Below are 18,782 nucleotides of genomic sequence, written 5' to 3'. Positions count from 1 at the left end.
TCCGACTGCCCGACGACTGCCCGACTTTGCCGAAGGACCATCCATGAGCACGCCCCCCGCGCCCGCCCCCGCACTCGGAGGGCCCCGCGCGTACCTGGTGTGGATCGCGGCCGTGACGGCCTACTCGATCGCGGTGCTGCAGCGCACCACGATGGGGGTCGCGGGGCTCGAGGCGGCGGACCGCTTCGGCGCCTCGGCGATCATCGTCTCCAGCTTCGTGGTGCTCCAGCTCGGCGTCTACGCCCTCGCGCAGGTCCCTGCCGGCATGCTGCTGGATCGCTACGGCTCTCGCGTCACCCTGGTCTCCGGGGCGCTGCTGATGGGCATCGGGCAGCTGCTGATGGCGCAGACCGAGACCTTGGGCACCGCGATGATCGCCCGGATCATCCTCGGCGCCGGTGATGCGCTGACCTTCTCGAGCGCGATCCGCCTGGTCCCGGCCTGGTTCCCTCCGGGACGGGTGCCGCTGCTCACCCAGCTCACCGGAATCCTCGGCCAGGTGGGACAGATCGCCTCGGCCGTGCCCTTCGTGGCGCTGCTGAGTCTCGCCGGCTGGGGCACCGCCTTCACGTCGGCCGCCTCCCTCAGCGCGGTGGCCGCCCTGCTGGTCCTGCTGGTGGTGCGGGCGAGCCCGGCCAGGATCCCGCGCCCCCGGGTGAAGCAGGATCTGCGCCGGATCCCGCAGGTGCTGGTGCGGATCATCCGCCACCCCTCCACCCAGCTGGGCTTCTTCATGCATTTCACCGCCGGCTTCACCGGTATCGCGTTCTCCATGATGTGGGGATACCCGTATCTCACCGCGGGGGAGGGGCTCAGCCGGCCTGCCGCCTCGGCGGTGATGACGGTGCTGGTGGTGGTGGCGATCATCGCCGGGCCCGTGATCGGCTCGCTCACCCAGCGCCACCCGCTGCGCCGCTCGACCCTGGTGCTGCTGATCGTGGTCAGCATCGTGGTGCCGCTGCTCGCACTCGTGTTGTGGCCCGGCCCGGCGCCGATCTGGCTGCTGATCCTGCTGGTCGCCGGCTTCTCGATCGGCGGTCCCGCCAGCAGCGTCGGCTTCGACTTCCCGCGCACGGATCTGGCCCGGCACCGGCTGGGCACCGCGACCGGGGTCGTGATCATGGGCGGCTTCATCGGCGGTCTGATCTCGATCCTGCTCATCGGCGTGGTGCTGGACCTGCTGCGGCCCGACGGCAACTACGACCTGGCGGCCTTCCGGCTCGCCTTCGCCGTGCAGCTGCCGATGCTCGCGATCGGGGTGGCCGGGATGCTGATCACGCGCCGGAACCTGCGGCGGAGGATGGCCGCTCGTGGCCAGGAGGTGCCGCTGTGGCGCGACGTCTGGCGCTCGGGCCGCTGGCGCCGGCTCTGACCCGGCCCTGGGTTGCTGAGGGCTTGCCGCATCCCAGTACCCTGACGTAGCGTTCCTCCCATCACTTACTTTCAAGGAGAAACAATGTCGTTCACGCTGGGCATCGTCGGAATCGGTCAGTTCGGCTCCCACTTCGCGGAGCTCTTCGCCGCCCATCCCGAGATCGACGCGCTCTACGCCGTCGACGCCGTGCCCGAGCGGATCGACGCCCTCGAAGCTCGGGGCGTCGCGTTCGACAAGCGATTCGACACCCTCGAGGATCTGCTGGCCTCCGACGTCGACGCGGTCGCGATCTTCACCCAGCGCTGGACCCACGGCGAGCACGCCCTGGCCGCACTGCGGGCCGGCAAGCACGTCTACTCCGCGGTGCCGATGGCGATCAAGGAGGAGGAGATCCGGGCGATCACCGAGGAGGTGCAGCGCACGGGGCTCGTCTACATGATGGGCGAGACCAGCCAGTACAACGCCGCCGTGGTGCTGGCCCGCCGCATCCACCGCTCCGGCGCCTTCGGCGAGGTGTTCTACGCCGAGGGTGACTACGTCCACGACATGGACCTCGGCTTCTACGACGCCTACAAGTACTCCGGCGGCGAGAACTGGAAGTCCACCGCGTCCTACCCGCCGCTGCTGTACCCGACCCACTCCATCGGCGGCATCCTCGGCGTGCTGGGGGAGCGGCATGCCGTGTCCGTCTCGGCGCTGGGCCGCCCCGACACCCGCGGGGACGGCGTGTTCGACAAGGACGTCTCGATGTTCGGCAACGACGTCAGCAACGCCTTCGCCCTGTTCGGCATGGACAACGGGGGCGCCTTCCGCACCAACGAGCTGCGCCGCGTGGGCTACCCCAGCCACAAGCGCGAATCCCGCTTCCGCTTCTTCGGCGAGGAATCCTCCTTCGAGGAGACCATCGACGTCACCTACTGGCACGACAAGAAGCGCGTGCTGGAGGTGACCGGGCAGATCGCCACCGGTGCGACCATGAGCCTGGACGACCCGCGCCTGGCGGACGTCTCCCCGGCCCTGCGCGACGCCTTCGTCGCGGGTGCCGCTCCCGCCCACCACCAGGAGCGCCTGCCCAAGGAGTTCCAGGGAATGCCCAACGGACACGAGGGCGCCCACCACTTCCTGGTCGACGACTTCGCCCGCGCCGTGGTCGACGGCATGCAGCCGATGGTCAACGCCTGGCAGGCGGCCCGCTACACGCTGCCCGGGGTCATCGCCCATCAGTCGATGAACCAGGCTGGCGAGCGGCTCGTGATCCAGGACCTCGGGGACTGCCCCCTGCCGGTCCAGGACCTCGATAAGGACCAGGAGCCGATCGACCTCGAGGCGCTCTACGCGGCGCAGGAGGCGGCCAAGGGATCAGCCGCCGAGTGAGCCGTGGCGGGCGGGCCGCGCGAGGGAACCCCTTCTCGGCCCGCCCGCACCCTGGAGTTCCCGGCCCGCGGGACCCTAGAGTTCAGGGCATGATCTCTCCCGATTTCCGCAAGGCAGCCCAGCACACGATTCTCTACGCCCTGGAGCGCCAGGAGGCGCTCGACGAGGCCCTCACCGACGCTCTCGGGAAGTACCGGTGGGACCTCGACCTCTCACGCCACCAGATCACCTGGCCAGGCGTCCTTCGGAGGTGGGATGCGGAGGTGTGCGGAACGAGTTCATCCTCGCGCTGACCTTCATACAGGACAGCTCGAAGTAGACCGTCCATCATCACCCTGCCGGTCGTGATCTTCTTCGTGCTGGTCCAGCGCAACCTCGCCCAGGGCATGACCGCCGGCGCTGTGAAAGGCTGAGGCATGGAACGTGCCTCGTGGGATGCCGACGTCGCGGATCTCGGCACCGTGGATGTCGGCGCCTGGGATCCCGACGCGCTTGGCGTGCTGATGGCGCCCTTCACTGGCACGACGCTGCCGCAATGGATAGGTGCGGCGCTGGATGCGGGCCTGATCTCGGTGATCCTGTTCGGCCACAACACCCCTGACGCCGGCACTGCCGGGCGCCTCGCCCGTGCAGTGCACGAGCGTGCCGAGGAGTGTGTGGTCGCGATCGACGAGGAGGGCGGGGACGTCACCCGCCTCCAGGCGCTCACCGGCTCCTCCCTCCCGACCGCCTGGGCGCTCGGGGAGGTGGACGACATCGAGCTGACCCGGGAGGTCGGCAAGGCGCTCGGGGACCTGCTCGCCGCCTGCGACCTGGACCTCGACCTCGCTCCCGTGCTGGACGTCTCCACCGACCCGGCGAACCCGGTGATCGGCACCCGCGCCTTCGGCGATGATCCCGACCGGGTCGCCGCCCATGCCAAGGCCTTCGCGACCGGGCTGATGGAGGCGGGGCTCGGCACCTGCGCCAAGCACTTCCCCGGCCACGGCGCCACCGCCACCGACTCCCACACCGCCCTGCCGCTGATCGATCTCGATGCCCGACAGTTCGAGCGCGAGCACCTCGCCCCCTGGGGGATCGCGCCCTGGCTCGACAGCATCATGACCGCGCATGTGCTGGTCCCCGCCTATGGAGTCGGCCCCGCCTCGATCTCCCCCTGGTCGCGGCCGCTGCTGGACCAAGCTGTGGGCGGCACCTACCAGGGCCTCGTGATCACCGACGCACTGGACATGGCGGCTGTCGCCACGGATCCCGGCTACGGCGAGTCCGTGGTGCGGGCGGTCGAGGCCGGCGCGGACCTGCTGTGCCTGGGCACCTCTCTGCGCCGTGATGACCAACTGATGCTCCGTGAGGCCCACGACGCCCTGCTGGACGCGATCGACAGCGGCCGGCTCCCCCGGGAGACGCTGCGCGCCCGGGCCGCGCGCACCCGCTCCCGCCTGCACTCCCTGCGCGTCCGGCGCCGTTTCGTGCCCGCCCCGGCGCTCGAGGATGCGCTGCGTCGCGCCGAGCTCCTCGGCGCCGAGGCGGCAGCCCGCGCGGTCCGGGCCCGCCACGCCTCCCTCACGCTGGACCCCGCCATGGTGGTCGACCTGCGCGTCCGTTCCCAGCACGCCTCCGGCGCCCGCTCCCAGCAGCTCGTCGACGCGCTCCGCGAGCGCGGGGTGCAGGCCGCAGAGCCCGACTATCCCGACCAGCCCGGCCCGCCCGACTATCCCGGCCCGCCCGACTATCCCGGCCCGCCCGGCCAGGTCGGCCAGAAGGGCCTGCAGAGCGCCGCCGCCCAGCTGCTCGTGATCACCCGGCTGCCGCGCAGCGACCCCGAGGAGGGGCAGCGCCTGGCCGCCCTGCTCGCCCGGAACCCCGAGGCGATCGTGGTCCACACCGGAGTGCCCGATGCCGCCCCGGACCACCGCCGCCTCGTGCTCGCCCACGGCGGCGGCCGCACCATGATGCGCGCCGCGGTCGACCTGATGCTCGGCGGACCGCGATGATGCTGCATGGAGGGGCGCTGCACGGGCGAGAAGCGCGCCGAACCGGAGGCGGCTCCCTTGACCTTACGGTTCCGTAAGTTACGCTACCCGGGTGAGTGTCTTCCGTTCCACGATCCCTGATGTCGCGGCTGAGGAGCCGATGGTCCAGCTCCTCGCGGCCGACGGCACCCGCACCCCGCACGACGAGCTCGACGCCGTGCTCGAGGAGAGCGGCCTGGCCACCCCCGAGCGACTGCGCGGCTACTACCGCGACATGGTGATGATCCGCGCGGCGGATGTCGAGGCGACCAGCCTGCAGCGCCAGGGACAGCTAGGGCTGTGGGCCAGCGCGCTCGGCCAGGAAGCAGCCCAGATCGGTGCCGGCCACGCCTCCCGCGAGCAGGACTACCTGGTGCCCACCTACCGTGAGCACGGCATCGCCTGGGCGCGCGGGATCGAACCCTGGCGCCTGCTGGAGTCCTTCCGCGGGGTCAGCCACGGCGGTTGGGACCCCAATGAGCTGCGCACCCACCCCTACATGATCGTGCTCGGCTCGCAGGCCCCGCACGCCGTCGGCTATGCGATGGGGCTGCAGCGCGATGGGGTGGTGGGCACCGGCCAGCCGGAGACCGACACCGCCGTCCTCGCCCTGTTCGGCGACGGCGCCTCGAGCGAGGGAGAGGTCTCGGAGGCCTTCACCTTCGCCGCCTCCTTCCAGGCGCCGGTCGTGTTCTACACCCAGAACAACCAGTGGGCGATCTCCGTGCCCACCTCGGTGCAGTCCCGGGTCCCGCTCGCCCAGCGCTCCCGCGGATGGGGGATCCCCTCGGTGCGAGTGGACGGCAACGACGTGCTCGCCGTGCTCGGCGCCGTGCGCATCGCACTGGACTCCGCACGGGCGGGTAAGGGCCCCGTGTTCGTCGAAGCCCTCACCTACCGCATGGCCTCCCACACCACCAGCGATGACGCCTCCCGCTACCGCCCCTCCTCCGAGGAGGAGGAATGGGCCGAGAAGGATCCGATCCTGCGCCTGCGCCGCCACCTCGAGCAGATCGGCGAGATCGACGAGGCGTACATCGCTCGCTGCGAGGAGGAGGCGCACGACCTCGCCATGCAGCTGCACCACCACATCCACGGCATGGCGGACCCGGACCCGGTGGGCATGTTCACCCATGCCTACGCCGAGCCCCATCCGATCGTCGAGGCCGAACGGGAGCAGTACCTCGAGTACGTCGCCCAGTTCGAAGACGAGAACGACGCCGCCGACGAGAGCGACGAGCAGAACGGGACGCACGCATGAGCAGCACCAACCTCCCGATCGCGAAGGCGATCACCGCCGGGCTGCGCGACGCGATGGCCGCGGACGACAAGGTCCTGCTGATGGGCGAGGACATCGGCGTGCTCGGCGGCGTCTTCCGAGTCACCGACGGCCTGCACGCCGAATTCGGCTCCCAGCGCGTGGTGGACACTCCGCTTGCCGAGGCCGGCATCGTGGGCACCTCTGTGGGCCTGGCCGTGCGCGGCTACCGGCCCGTGGTCGAGATCCAGTTCGACGGCTTCGTGTTCCCCGCCTTCAACCAGATCACCACCCAGGTCGCGAAGATGCACAACCGCACCGCCGGTGCGGTGCACATGCCGATCGTGATCCGGATCCCCCACGGAGGCGGGATCGGTGCGATCGAGCATCACTCCGAGAGCCCGGAGGCGCTGTTCGCGCACACCGCGGGCCTGCGGATCCTGGCTCCTGCGACCGCGCAGGACGCCTACTGGATGACCCGCCAGGCCATCGAGTGCGAGGACCCGGTCATCATCTTCGAGCCCAAGAAGCGGTACTGGGTCAAGGGCGATGTGGATCCCGACCACCGTCCTGAGCTGTCCCCGTGGGAGGCTGCGGTGGTGCGACCCGGAACCGACGCCACGCTGCTGGCCTGGGGACCGAGCATGCCGCTGGCGCTCGAGAGCGCGGAGGCCGCCGCCGACGACGGCATCGACCTGGAGGTCATCGACGCCCGCTCGCTGGCACCCATCGACTACCCGACCATCGTCGCCTCGGTGAAGCGCACCGGCCGCCTGCTGATCACCCACGAGGCCCCGGTGCTCGGCGGCCTCGGCGGGGAGATCGCGGCCCGGATCTCCGAGGAGTGCTTCTACCACCTCGAAGCCCCGGTGCTCCGCGTCGGCGGCTACCACCTGCCCTACCCGCCCTCGCGGATGGAGCATGCCTACCTTCCCGACCTCGACCGGGTGCTCGACGGCGTGGACCGCCTGCTCGAGCACTGACGGAAGCGCCTCGCGCGTGAAAGGATCACGACCATGAATGCCGCCACCTCTGCAGGCTCCGCCGGAACTTCCAGCGCGAGCTCGATCGTGACGATCCCGCTCAACGACCCCGGGGAAGGCCTCACCGAGGCCGAGATCCTGGAGATCAAGGTCGCCGTGGGCGATCGCGTCGAGATCAACGCCGCGGTGGTCGAGGTCGAGACCGCCAAGAGCGCCGTCGAGCTGTCCACCCATGTCGCCGGCACCGTCGTCGCGATCCTCGTCAAGGTCGGCGACGAGGTGCCAGTGGGTGCCGGGCTGATCCAGGTCGACACCGCCGGCGGCGCGGCGCCCGCTGCTGCGCCGCAGCCCGGTGATGAGGCTCAGCCCGCCGCCGCGCAGCGAAGCTCTGCGCAGTCGAACTCCGCGCAGTCGAACTCCGTGCAGTCGAACTCTGCACAGCCCGAGGCGGACCCGTCGGCCGAGGAGCTCGCCGCGCAGTCCACGTCCGCCTCCTCTGCTGCGTCAGCCGCTGCGACGGAGGAGCCGAAGAACCTGGTCGGCTATGGCGCACAGGCCGCCCCGCAGCGCCGCCGGCGCCGGCTCGCCGAACCGGCCCAGTCCGATGACGGCCAGCAGGTGCCGATCGGCCGCATCCTGGCCAAGCCGCCCGTGCGCAAGCTCGCCCGTGATCTCGGCGTCGCGCTGCACGAGGTGCTCGCCACCGGGCCCGAGGGGACCGTCACCCGCCAGGACGTGCTGAACGCGCAGCAGCGCTCATATGGCGGCGAGACCGACGGAGACTACTTCCCCGAGGAGTCCCCGCAGGCCCCGGAAGGTCTCGGCGGCGCGATGAAGTCCACGCGCGACCAGCCGTTCTCGGGTGTCACGAGCGACGATCGCACCACGCGGGTGCCGATCCGCTCGGTGCGCAAGCGCACGGCGGAGGCGATGGTGGCCTCGGCCTTCACCGCACCCCATGTGACGGTCTTCAACGAGATCGACATGACCCACGCAGTGCAGATCGTCACCCAGCTGCGCGCCTCCCGCGAGTGGGCCGACGTCAAGATCAGCCCCCTCGCCGTGATCGCGAAGGCGCTGCTGGTCGCGATCCGTCGCAACCCCGAGGTCAATGCTTCCTGGGACGAGGCCGCCCAGGAGATCGTCTACAAGCACTACGTGAACCTCGGCATCGCTGCGGCGACGCCCCGCGGACTGATCGTGCCGAACCTCAAGGACGCGCATCTGATGACCCTGCGGGAGCTGGCCGAGGGCATCAGCGAGCTCGCTCGCACCGCTCGCGCCGGCCGCACCTCGCTGCGCGACACCCGCGACGGCACCATCACGGTCACCAACTACGGCGTGTTCGACATCGACTCCGGCACCCCGATCCTGAACCCGGGGGAGTCCGCGATCCTCGGGGTGGGCGCGATCAAGGAGAAGGCATGGGTGGTGGACGGGCAGATCGTGCCGCGCCAGGTCGCCACGCTGTCACTCAGCTTCGACCACCGCCTGATAGACGGCGCCCTGGGCGCGGAGCTGCTCCGCGACGTCTCCGCAGTGCTGGAGGACCCCTCCCTGGGGCTTGTGTGGGGTTGAGCGACGAACTGTGCAGCTGGAGTCGTCAGCGAGCGTGCGAGTCGGCGGCGGAGGCGCGGCGGGAGGAGCTCGACCTGAAGGTGTGGGGTTGAGCGCCTCGGCGGCGGGAGCGGTCAGCGGCGGCGCAGTCGTCGGTACGCTGTGTCGGTGACCTCGAGCCCCTCTCCCGCGCCCCGCACCCCGCGTCGCGATGACCCGAGGATGCACACGGTCGAGATGGCCGCCGTGCACCTCGAGGACGTCATCGATTCCGAGACGCTGGGCTCCGGGCCGGTTCGCGCTCCACTGACCTGGTGGCAGACCGCGCTGCTGGTCGCGGCAGGTGGTGCGCTCGGAGGAATGCTGCGATTCGCACTGTCGGCGTTAGCCACGACGGTCACCACTCCCACGCTGGTCGAGGTGCCCTGGGCGACGTTCTGGGTGAATCTGCTCGGCTGCCTCGCGCTCGGCGGGCTCAACGGCGCGCTCGAGGTGCGGTCGGGGAGGTCCTGGATGCAGCCGCTGCTGGGCACCGGCCTGTGCGGGGGCTTCACGACCTTCTCTGCCGTGGTGCTCGAAGGGTCGGCGATGATCGGCGCCGACTTCCCGCTGCTGGCCCTCGCCTACGGGGCGGCGACGGTGCTGCTGTGCCTCGGCGGCCTGATCGTGGGACTGATCCTCGGTCGGCGCTTCGCCGCACCTCGTGAAGCCTCGCTCCGTGATGTTGAGTCCCGTGATGCAGCGGCCCGTGATGCTGGGCCCCGTGATGTCGCCCCTCGCGATGCTGATGCGGAGGGCCGGGCATGAGCGCGGGGATGTATCTGCTGGCCGCGCTGCTGGTGGGGATCGGCAGCGGACTCGGGGCCGTCGCACGGTGGGGTCTGCGAGAGCTCATCACGGCCGTGGCCGCAGCGCGCTCCGCTGGCGGCAGCGAGCGGCTGCGCCCCTGGTCCACCTTCGGCGCCAATCTCATCGCATGCTTCTTGATCGGGATCGTGGTGGCGAGGTTCGGCTCCGCGACAGGGACCGGCGAGTTCGTCTACCTGCTGCTGGCGGTCGGTTTCTGCGGCGGCCTGTCCACCCTCTCCACCGCGGCCTTCGACATCGTCGAGCTGGTGCGCCACACCACCTTCTCCCTGGCCCTGGCCTATCTGATGCTGAGCGCCGGCGGCGGGATGGCGGCGCTGTGGCTGGGGTTGGTGATCGCGTCATGAGCACGTCTGTCGCGCAGCGTTCGCGGCCCATGCTGATCGTGATCCTCGGGGCCGTCTTCGCCCTGCTCGCCGGGTTGTCGGTGCTCGCCGCCGATGCTGCGGGCGGCGGCAACCTGGTGCTGCTGGATGCCGGGCCGATCGCCCGCCACGGCGCACCGGTCGCGGCGACTCTCGCCGACCTCGCCGCAGCCCTCACCCTCGGCGGTGCGGTGATCGCCGGCTGGCTGCTGCGTGATGAGGCGGACCGTGCCCGGGTGCTGATCGTGGTGGGAGTGGCCGCCGCGATCACCACCCTCGCCCGGGGAGCCTCCCTCGCCTTCTCCTATGCGGTCGCGACCGGGCAGCCCGTCGGCTCGCCGCGCTTCGGGTCCGATCTCGGTGTCTTCGTCGCCACCGATCTGGGGATCTGGCTGCTGACGGCTCTGGTTGTCGCCGCGGCCACCACCACCGTCGCGGTGCTCGGCAGCTCCGTCCGCATCGCACGCACGGTCGCGGTGCTGGCCGGACTGATCTCCTTCTGCGCTGCGATGACGGGCCACGCAGCCGGCGACGAGACCCACGAGGTGGGCACCTCGACCATGCTCATCCACCTGCTCGCTGTAGGGATCTGGCTGGGAGGGCTGGCCGTGCTGCAGCTCCTCCCGGACCGCGGACGCGATGACGGGGCCGTGGTGCGCGGCTACTCGCACCTGGCGCTCATCTGCTGGGTGGCGCTCGCCCTGAGCGGGGTGTGGGCGCTCGCGGTGAGGATGAACCATCCCGGGGAGATCCTCACCAGCCCGTATGTGCAGCTGGGGGTCGCCAAGGCCGTCCTGCTGCTCCTGCTCGGCGGCCTTGGGGTCCTGCAGCGCCGACAGATCGCCGAGGGCTTCGGCACAGCCCCGGATGCTGCCCGGGGCGCCGTCTCGAAGGATGCGGGCAAGCACGCACGAGCCACCTACCGGCGCCTCGCCGTGCTAGAGCTCGCACTGATGGGACTCGCTGTGGCACTCGCCGCCGCGATGAGCTCCTCCCCACCACCCGCCGAGGCGGGGACTCCGCCCGGGGGCACCGCCGGGGTGCTCACCGGCTACCCGCTGCCGGCGATGCCGGAGGTGTCCAGCGTGCTCACCGCCTGGCGGCCTGATCCCTTCGGGATGGCGCTGGCCTGCGCGCTGGCGCTGGTGTGGTGGCGGCCCCGGGCGCCCCGTCGTCCGCGCACACAGAGCCTCCGCCTGCTGCTGGGCGCAATGGTGCTGGTGCTGATGACCAGCGGACCGTTGAACGTCTATGGCAAGGTGCTGGTCTCCGCCCACGTGCTGCAGCATGTGCTGCTGATGGTTCTGGCCGGGACGCTGCTGGGCAGCGTCGGGGCCGTTCCGCAGCGTCTGCGGGCACTGGTCGAGGACCGCTGGTGGGTGGGGATGCTGCTGGCCCTGGCCGGCCCGTTGCTGCTGATCCTCGGCTACGTCAGCCCGTTCCTCCGGCTCGCGCTGGACGGGCATGCCGCGCATCTGGCGCTGCAGATGCTGGCACTGGCCGGAGGAGTGCTCACCGCGCTCGCCGTCCGGGCTGTGCCCGTCACGGTTCGGCCCTGGCAGCGCCTGCTGCTGCGCGGGGCTCCGCTGCTGCTGGGTCTCGGCACCGGGGTCGCGCTGCTGCTGACCGACTCATTGCTGGCGGCGAGCTGGTTCGGAGCCACGGGCCGCACCTGGTGGGCTGATGCGCTCGCGGATCAGCAGCGCGCGGGCATCGCGGTGCTGGTGGTGGTGGCGGTCGCCGCGGTGATCGTGATGGTGCCGCGTCGGCGCCGCTCAGATCCTGCCGCCTGAGGCGGCGTCGGCGAGCCTCGTGACGGCCTGGCGGCAGCCGGGCCCTGGAGAGCGATGGCCCGACGGCCCCGCTGCCCGACGGGCGTGCTGCATGACGGTCCTGCTGCGTGACCGCGCTGCTGCCTGACGGCCGTGATGCATGACAGGCCCGTCGGTCCAGTGGGCCGACGGGCCTGGCGAGGTCGAGATCAGGCGAACAGGCCCCGCACTGACCTCAGCCGCGCCAGCAGGGTGTCGCGGTCCGCTGCCGGAACCAGCTTCTCGCCGGTCTCGTGCGTCGAGGCTGCGCTGCGGATCGTGACGCGGTTCGCGCCGACCACGCTGCCGAGCCGGCCCAGCAGCCCGCTCCCGGCGCGCGGGTGGGTGACCGGGACCGCGGATTCGGCACCGGCGCGCAGGCGACGGAACTGCTCGACCGCAGAGGACGAGGAGCCGTCGCGGGTCGCAGCCATCATGTATGCGGCGATATCGGCCTGCTCGACCAGGATCGGCAGCACCCCACCCGCAACTCGCTGCTGGCCCAGGATCACCAGGTCGTCGCGGCCACGGGCGAAGGCGCCCAGGAACAGATCGAGGTCGCCGTCGGCGGTGCGCGGCACCACGTCCTGGGGGAGATGATCGGCACCGGACTCGTATCCGGTGGCGAGCACGATCAGATCCGGGGCGAAGCTCTGATGCCCGGCATGGGATCCGGTGCCGAGATGGGTGACGATGCCCTCGGCATCGATCCCGGTGACTTCCCCGGCAGGGGTGATCCGCCCTTCACGCACCCGGTCCAGCACATCGTCGGAGACGATCACAGCATCCTCGAGCAGGGGCGCCACCGGGGCGGGCAGGCCCATGGAGGCGGGGTCGCCGACGGTACGGCGGATCAGCGTCTCGGCAATCTTCGCGTTGAGCCCTCCGAGCGCGGCGGGCTCGCGGGAGGCGGCCACGTCACCGGGGGTCCCGGCGATGCGGCGCGGCACCACCCAGTGGCCGGTGCGCATCGACCAGCGCACCTCGAGGGCGCGCCGGGCGGCGTCGACCGCGATATCGGCGGCGGACTGGCCCGAGCCGACCACCAGCACCCGCTGGCCCTCGAGCCCGTCGGCCCCGTTCCAGTCCTTGGAGTGGATCACCCGCACCGTCGCCGGGACGGTCTGCGCCCAGTCGGGACGGTGGGGACGCTCGGAGATGCCGTGTGCCGAGATCACCGCGCGGTAGATCCCGATCTCGCCAGTGGACAGCTCCACCTGCCACACCCCCTCCTCGAAGGGGCGGGCGGAGCGCACCGCGGTGCGGGGTCGGAAATGCTCGGTGAGGTCGTGCCGGGCGGCGTAGGCGCGCAGGTACTTCGACATCTGGGTGGGTGAGAGGAACTCCGGGAAGGAGACCGGCTGCAGCATGTCCTCGTACTGGGTGTGCTCGCGCGAGGAGATCATCTCCATCGTGGGCCACACCGGGGAGTCCTCGCGCTCCGGGTCCCAGATCCCGCCGACGTGCTTGGCACGGTCCACCAGGTCGAAGGGCACCTCGAGCGCCTTCAGCGCTGCGGCGGCGGCGAGACCGGCGGGGCCGGCGCCGATGATCAGCACCTTCTCGCGGGTGGGGATCTGGTCGTGGAGATCGGGCATCGAGAGGAGCCTTCTTCCGAGTCGGGCGGCGCGCGGTGCCCGGTGCGGATTCCGGACACCCGGCTCAGCAGCGGGCGGACGCTGGCCATCCTAATCGCCGAGCCCGCCGCGGGATGCCGCAACGGCGCGAGCGTGATCGACGGGACGTCACCGCGGGCGCCGACGAGCAGTCCGCGGCTCAGGTCACCGCGGTGACCACCGCAGAGACACCGAGCGTGACGATGATGGTGCTGGTGACGTGCGCGAGGATCACGTGGTTCCGCACCAGGCGACGGGCCGAGGCGGTCAGCGGCGTGAGGTCCCCGGCGCCGGAGGACGCCTGGATCAGCACCGCCCCGTACACGTACTCGGCGATGCCCCGGTCCTTGCCGGTGGTCCCCGGGAGGGAGAAGGCGGTGGCGTGGGAGTCCTCGGCGGCGTATTCGACCGCGAAGGTCATCACCGCACCGATCCAGGCCGTCACCACGGCACCTGCCGTCAGCGCGAGCAGCGCGGCGATCGGTATCCCCGCCGGAGGGACGATCAGCAGCAGCGCCGCGAGCACTGCGATCAGCAGCATCTGCATCACCTCGCTGAAAGAGCTCGAACGGCCCATCTACCACCGGTAGAAGCGCACGTGGCGCCGTGCCCGGGGCAGCCGCGCGGCCGCGACCAGGCGATGGTGCGGCTGAGCAGTGAGCACCCACAGGGTCAGTCCCGCGAAGGTCAGCGAGTACAGCGACACAGTGATGATCAGCAGCATGAGGAACAGCGGCAGCTGCACCTCGGCGGTCTCCGCCCCACGGAGCGACGAGGCCAGTGGCACCACGATGACGGCACCGATCCCCAGGGAGAGCACGCTCGATGCCAGCAGCCGCAGGTTCTCCGAGAGCAGGCGGCGGCGCAGTGAACGGCGGTGCCGAGGGAGCCGTCGGCGGCGCGCAGGACGCACCCGCTCCCTCACCACCGGACGGTCGGCCGCACTCCGGGACTGCTCGCTCGGCGACTGCTCGGCCGCACCGTCGTCGGCTTGGCGAGTCTGTTCGATCGCACCGTCGTCGGCTTGGTGAGTCTGCTCGGCCGCACCGTCGGACTGGTGGGTCTGTTCGGTCGTGTCGTCGGGCTGGAGGGCCTGTTCGGCCGTGTGGTCGGGCTGGTCAGCCACGGTCTCGGGCTGTTCTCGGTGGGGGAGTCGGTCATGACTGCAGCTCTCCGGCCAGCTCCCGGGCCAGGAGCAGCGCCCCGGGCAACCCGGTAGCGGCGGTGCGGAAGGAACGCCCCTCCGCTCGCAGCCCGGCTTCGACGGCCTCGCGGATCGGCCCCGGGCCTGCCAGCACCGACCCGGCGAGCACCACCGGCAGCTCGCCCTGCGGATCCAGCGCCTGCACGGTCTCGAGCACATGGCCGATCGCGACCTCGAGGATCTCGCGGGCCACCGGATCGGTCGCGACCCGTCCGGGCAGGCGGGCGAAGCGTCCGAGCGCCGCGGGCGCACCCGCCGGGAGCTGCTCATCGAGGGCACGGATCAGGTCCTGGCGGGGATCGCCGGTGGCCGACGGGGGCAGCAGCCCCTCCCGCAGATCCAGAGCCAGGAGCTCACCGACCTCCTCGGTCAGCAGAGTCCGCGGTCCGCGGCCGTCGATGTCCGCGGCGACCGCCTCGAGCGTGCGGCGCCCCAGCCAGACCGCGGAGCCGATGTCGCCCAGCAGCCACCCCATCCCGTCGCGACGGGCCACCGCCTCCCGGTCCTGGAAACGGACCGCGACCGCGCCGGTCCCGGCCAGCACCAGCAGCCCGTCATCGCCCACGCCGCCGGCGAGGAAGCCGGTGTGCAGGTCATCCGTGATCAGGACCCGGGCCGGATCGATGCCGAGCTGGGTCAGGCGCTCGCCGACCGCTCTGCGCACCTCCAGTGCCCGAGCCGGCCCTGCACCGGAGATGCCGAGCGCCACCGCGGCGACCCCGTCGGCCTGTCCCAGACCGTCATGTCCCTGGACGCCCTGCTCCAGCTCCCCGCGCCCCCGGGACAGGACCTCGCGGACCGTCTCGACCAAGTTGTCCAGGGCCTCGACTCCCGAAGAACGAAGGTTCGCCCCCGGCCCCTCGGCCTCCGCGACCACGGACCCGTCCCTCTGCGCGAGCACCACTCGGGAGCTGGTCCCGCCGATGTCTCCCGCGATCAGCAGCGACGGAGCCTCGGACCTCGTCGGGAGCATGTCGCCGTGACCGGCCTGCGCCGCGGCGACGTCGTCCGTCGGCGGCCGATCGACCGGCTCGACCGACGGCGCGATGACCGGCTTGGTGGACGGCACGGTGGGCAGCTCAAAGGCCGGCTCAGCGTCGGACGTATTCATCGGTTCCCCTCGTCTGGACCTCACATGGTAGGCGGGCCGCACGGGAGAGCGCCGACATCTCGCTACCCTGGTCCGCAGCACGGTGAGCGACGCCCCGAGGACCGATGAAGGTCCAGCGGCATCGCCCCACCGACATCTGGCCCGGACATCCAGCCCCAACTCCAGCCCTGACATCCAGCCCCGACATCCAGCCCCGACATCTGGCTCTGACGTCCAGCCCGGATTTCCAGCACTGACATCCAGCCCCGATCCACAGGAGACCGACGTGAGCACCCCCCAGCCGGACCCGAGCCTCCTCGACGTCCGCCTCGTCGACCTCGCCTCCCCGACCGAGGAGCGCAACCCCGCGAGCTCCGAGCTCGATGTGCTCGATGCCCGCGGCATGGTCGACGTGATCCTCGCCGAGGAGGCGACGGTCGCCGCGGCAGTCCAGGCGCAGGCCGCGCAGATCGCCGCCCTGGTCGAAACCTGCGTCGCGGCGATCACCGCAGGCGGCACCGTCCACTACCTCGGTGCCGGCACCTCCGGGCGGCTCGCTGTCCTGGATGCCGTCGAGCTCGCCCCCACCTTCAACGCCGATGCGTCGATGATCACCGCACATCTGGCAGGCGGCGACGGCGCCTTCCTCACCGCGGTCGAGGGCGCCGAGGATTCGGCCGAGGCAGGAGCGGAGCTGGTGCGCACCGAATGCCGTGCCGGGGATGTGGTGATCGGCCTGGCCGCGAGCGGTCGCACCCCGTTCGTCGGCGGCGCACTGGAGGCGGCACGCGCCGCCGGGATGCCCACTGCCCTGATCTCGGCGAACCCCCAGGCCTCGCTCGCCCCCCTCGCCGATCACCCGATCCTGCTGGACGTCGGCCCAGAGGTCGTCACCGGCTCCACCCGGATGAAAGCGGGCACGGCCCAGAAGCTCACCCTGAACGCCCTGTCCACCGCGACCATGGTCCGGCTCGGCACCACCTTCGGGAACCTGATGATCGACGTGCGGCCCACCAACGCGAAGCTCGTGGCGCGCACGGTGCGGATGCTGGTGCAGGCCAGCGGGGCTACGCCGCAGCACGCCGCCGAGGTGCTCGAGGCCGCCGCCGGCAGCGTGCGGGTGGCACTGGTCGCGCTGCTGGCAGGCGCCGAGCCGGCCGCCGCCGCGGAGGTGCTCGAGCGTTTCCCGCGCGATGCCCGCCGCGCCGGTGATCCGGCCGGGATCCGCTCCGCCGTGGCCGCGCTCGACGAGCGGAGCTGATCGCGGCGGGGTGCCGCGCAGAGAATTCCCTGGACCTCCGCGCAAGGGATGTCTACGGTGCTCCCATGCGCCTGTGATCAGCCTCCGTCGTCCACCGACCCTCCCCGTCGAGGAGCTGCTCCATGCCTGCGCACCCCACCACGCCCTTCCCCTCCGCCATGGCGACCGCCACCGGCGACCCCGCCCTCCATCTGCGGGCCGACGGGATCTCCTTCTCCTTCCCGGATCGCCGCGTCCTCACCGATGTGAGCCTGGTGGTGCCCGCCGGCCGACCCACCGGCCTGCTCGGCGAGAACGGCAGCGGGAAGTCCACCCTGCTGCGGATCCTCTCCGGAGAGCTCGCCCCCGATGCGGGCACGAGGATTGCCCCCGGGCCTGTCCGCGTGCTCCATCAGGAGCTCCCCTTCGGCCCTGCGGCGACCGTGCACGACGTGGTCGCCGATGCCCTCGAGCGTTCCCGCCGCCTCGAACTGGAGCTGGTCGCCGCCGGAGAGGCGCTCGCCGCCGACGGGGGAGAGCTCGCCGCGCACGCTGTGCTCCGATACGACGCCCTGCTCGCGGAGGCGACCCTCGCGGACGTCTGGAACGCTGACCGGCGCGCCGAGGAGGTGCTGAGCGGCCTGGGCCTGGACCCGGTGGCGCCCAGCACCGAGATCAGCAGGATCAGCGGCGGCCAGCGGGAGCGCCTGGCGCTCGCCCATCTGCTCATCGCCCGCCCCACCACCTGGCTGCTCGACGAGCCCACCAACCACCTCGACGACGACGGCGCCGCCTTCCTGGCCAGCGCGATCGCCGCGCACCCCGGACCGGTCCTGATCGCGAGCCACGACCGCGCCTTCCTCGACGACGCCACCGCTGCACAGCTCGACCTGGACCCCGCGGAATCGCCGGTCGCGGACGAGCCCGGCGGGCTCACCGTCTACACCGGGGGCTTCAGCGACTACCTGCTGGCCCGCTTCGAGGCGCGCGACCGCTGGGAGCATCGCTATCGCACCGAGCAGGAGGAGCTGAAGGCGCTGCGCCAGGAGGTGAAGGACTCCGAGACCGTCGGACACGTAGGTGCCGCGCCGCGCACCGAGGGAAAGATGGCGAAGCGGTTCTACGAGGACCGCAACGCCACCGTCGTCTCCCGCCGGCTCCGGGAATCGCGGGCACGCCTCGCCCAGCTCGAGGAGAGCCAGGTGCGCAAGCCCGCCGCCGAACTGCACCTCACCCACCTCCCCGAGGCCACCGGCCGCGCGCAGAGCGGGACGGTGCAGCTCGCGGTCAGCGAGGTCGAGGTCGCCCGCCGCCTCGCCCCCACCTCCTTCAGTCTGTCGGTGGGGGAGCGGCTGCTGATCACCGGCGCGAACGGGAGCGGGAAGTCCACGCTGCTCGACGTCATCGCCGGCCGGCTCGCCCCCACCGGTGGCACCGTGGACAGGCCCCGGGGCCTGCGGATCGGGCACCTCGGTCAGGACGACGAGGCCATTCCGGGTCGCAGCGTCCGGCAGCATCTGCACGCGGCCGCAGGGCTGGATGCGACGGCCGACGATGCAGTCCCCGAACTGTTCGGACTGGTCCATCCTCGTGACCTCGACCGGCCGCTCGAGCTGCTCTCCCGCGGCCAGCTGCGACGGGTGATGCTCGCCGCGGTGCTTCTGGACCCGCCAGAGCTGCTGGTCCTCGACGAGCCCACCAACCATCTCGCTCTGATCACCGTGACCCGGCTCGAGGCGGCACTCGAGGACTGGGACGGCACCCTGCTGATCGCCTCCCACGACCGCTGGCTGCGCAGCCGCTGGCAGGGAGAGCGGCTCGAGCTCGGAGCCTGACCCTGGGTCCTGGGTCCTGGGCTCTAGGTCCTGGGTCCTGGGTCCTGGGTCCTGGGTCCTGCGTTCTGCGCTCTGCGCCCTGCGTTCTGGTCCTGCGTTCTGCGCCAGCGGCTCGGCTCCGTCGGGCAGCGACGGGGCGATGTCACACGCGTTCATCTTCCTCGGCACGGAACCATCTGCCGGGCCAGGCTGCGC

The 18,782-nt window shown here is 71.5% G+C and carries 16 protein-coding genes; 12 read left to right on the top strand and 4 right to left on the bottom strand.

Annotated features, from left to right (window positions below; all coding sequences use genetic code 11):
- The first annotated feature begins 43 nt into the window (after positions 1-43).
- The 10 genes from ACT3UF_RS02525 (at position 44) to ACT3UF_RS02480 (ending at position 11,584) form a co-directional block, all read left to right on the top strand.
- On the top strand, positions 44-1,372 hold the full coding sequence (locus ACT3UF_RS02525; RefSeq protein ID WP_444607984.1) for an MFS transporter: 1,329 nt from the start codon (positions 44-46) through the stop codon (positions 1,370-1,372).
- Positions 1,373-1,456: 84 nt separating this feature from the next.
- Positions 1,457-2,749 carry a Gfo/Idh/MocA family protein gene (locus ACT3UF_RS02520; protein ID WP_441443156.1) on the top strand — a complete coding sequence of 431 codons (1,293 nt, stop codon included), beginning with the start codon at positions 1,457-1,459 and terminating at the stop codon, positions 2,747-2,749.
- Between the two features lie 89 nt (positions 2,750-2,838).
- Entirely contained in the window at positions 2,839-3,042 is a 204-nt protein-coding gene (locus ACT3UF_RS02515; RefSeq protein ID WP_441443155.1) for a hypothetical protein, read from the top strand.
- A gap of 123 nt (positions 3,043-3,165) precedes the next feature.
- The gene (locus ACT3UF_RS02510) at positions 3,166-4,743 is read left to right on the top strand and encodes a glycoside hydrolase family 3 N-terminal domain-containing protein (RefSeq protein WP_444502363.1); all 1,578 of its coding nucleotides are present in this window, start codon (positions 3,166-3,168) and stop codon (positions 4,741-4,743) included.
- A 139-nt stretch (positions 4,744-4,882) separates the two neighbouring features.
- Complete coding sequence (locus ACT3UF_RS02505) at positions 4,883-6,022, top strand: thiamine pyrophosphate-dependent dehydrogenase E1 component subunit alpha (RefSeq protein WP_441443203.1); 1,140 nt, start codon at positions 4,883-4,885, stop codon at positions 6,020-6,022.
- The gene (locus tag ACT3UF_RS02500) at positions 6,019-7,002 is read left to right on the top strand and encodes an alpha-ketoacid dehydrogenase subunit beta (protein WP_444502364.1); all 984 of its coding nucleotides are present in this window, start codon (positions 6,019-6,021) and stop codon (positions 7,000-7,002) included. Before ACT3UF_RS02505 ends, ACT3UF_RS02500 begins: the two co-directional genes overlap by 4 nt.
- Positions 7,003-7,035: 33 nt before the next feature.
- Positions 7,036-8,580 (top strand): dihydrolipoamide acetyltransferase family protein, encoded by a 1,545-nt coding sequence (locus ACT3UF_RS02495; RefSeq protein ID WP_442332402.1) that lies wholly within the window; start codon positions 7,036-7,038, stop codon positions 8,578-8,580.
- 147 nt (positions 8,581-8,727) lie between these two features.
- Positions 8,728-9,366, top strand: a complete 639-nt coding sequence (locus ACT3UF_RS02490; protein WP_444607983.1) for a fluoride efflux transporter FluC — start codon at positions 8,728-8,730, stop codon at positions 9,364-9,366.
- Positions 9,363-9,773: a fluoride efflux transporter FluC gene (locus ACT3UF_RS02485; protein ID WP_441443150.1), complete on the top strand. Its 411-nt coding sequence runs from the start codon at positions 9,363-9,365 to the stop codon at positions 9,771-9,773. The genes ACT3UF_RS02490 and ACT3UF_RS02485 overlap by 4 nt, the downstream gene beginning before the upstream one ends.
- The gene (locus ACT3UF_RS02480; protein ID WP_441443149.1) at positions 9,770-11,584 is read left to right on the top strand and encodes a CopD family protein; all 1,815 of its coding nucleotides are present in this window, start codon (positions 9,770-9,772) and stop codon (positions 11,582-11,584) included. Before ACT3UF_RS02485 ends, ACT3UF_RS02480 begins: the two co-directional genes overlap by 4 nt.
- Positions 11,585-11,772: 188 nt before the next feature.
- Here the strand turns inward: ACT3UF_RS02480 and ACT3UF_RS02475 are convergent, their stop codons facing one another.
- The 4 genes from ACT3UF_RS02475 to ACT3UF_RS02460 form a co-directional block, all read right to left on the bottom strand.
- On the bottom strand, positions 11,773-13,200 hold the full coding sequence (locus ACT3UF_RS02475) for a flavin-containing monooxygenase (protein ID WP_441443148.1): 1,428 nt from the start codon (positions 13,198-13,200) through the stop codon (positions 11,773-11,775).
- A gap of 178 nt (positions 13,201-13,378) precedes the next feature.
- Positions 13,379-13,759, bottom strand: coding sequence for a DUF1345 domain-containing protein (locus tag ACT3UF_RS02470; protein ID WP_442332400.1), 381 nt, complete (start codon positions 13,757-13,759; stop codon positions 13,379-13,381).
- Positions 13,760-13,795: 36 nt separating this feature from the next.
- Positions 13,796-14,344, bottom strand: a complete 549-nt coding sequence (locus ACT3UF_RS02465; protein WP_441443146.1) for a hypothetical protein — start codon at positions 14,342-14,344, stop codon at positions 13,796-13,798.
- Between the two features lie 31 nt (positions 14,345-14,375).
- Positions 14,376-15,533, bottom strand: a complete 1,158-nt coding sequence (locus ACT3UF_RS02460) for an N-acetylglucosamine kinase (protein WP_441443145.1) — start codon at positions 15,531-15,533, stop codon at positions 14,376-14,378.
- A 265-nt stretch (positions 15,534-15,798) separates the two neighbouring features.
- On the opposite strand from ACT3UF_RS02460, the gene ACT3UF_RS02455 reads away from it, so the two are divergent.
- A complete protein-coding gene (locus ACT3UF_RS02455; protein WP_441443144.1) occupies positions 15,799-16,773 on the top strand; it encodes an N-acetylmuramic acid 6-phosphate etherase in 975 nt (324 codons plus the stop codon).
- A gap of 122 nt (positions 16,774-16,895) precedes the next feature.
- Positions 16,896-18,587 carry an ABC-F family ATP-binding cassette domain-containing protein gene (locus tag ACT3UF_RS02450; protein ID WP_442332398.1) on the top strand — a complete coding sequence of 564 codons (1,692 nt, stop codon included), beginning with the start codon at positions 16,896-16,898 and terminating at the stop codon, positions 18,585-18,587.
- Positions 18,588-18,782 lie beyond the last annotated feature (195 nt).

It is taken from the genome of Brachybacterium sp. AOP24-D1-21, assembly GCF_052378665.1.
In the GTDB taxonomy this organism is placed as follows: domain Bacteria; phylum Actinomycetota; class Actinomycetes; order Actinomycetales; family Dermabacteraceae; genus Brachybacterium.
This window is presented reverse-complemented; position numbering and strand designations above follow the sequence as displayed.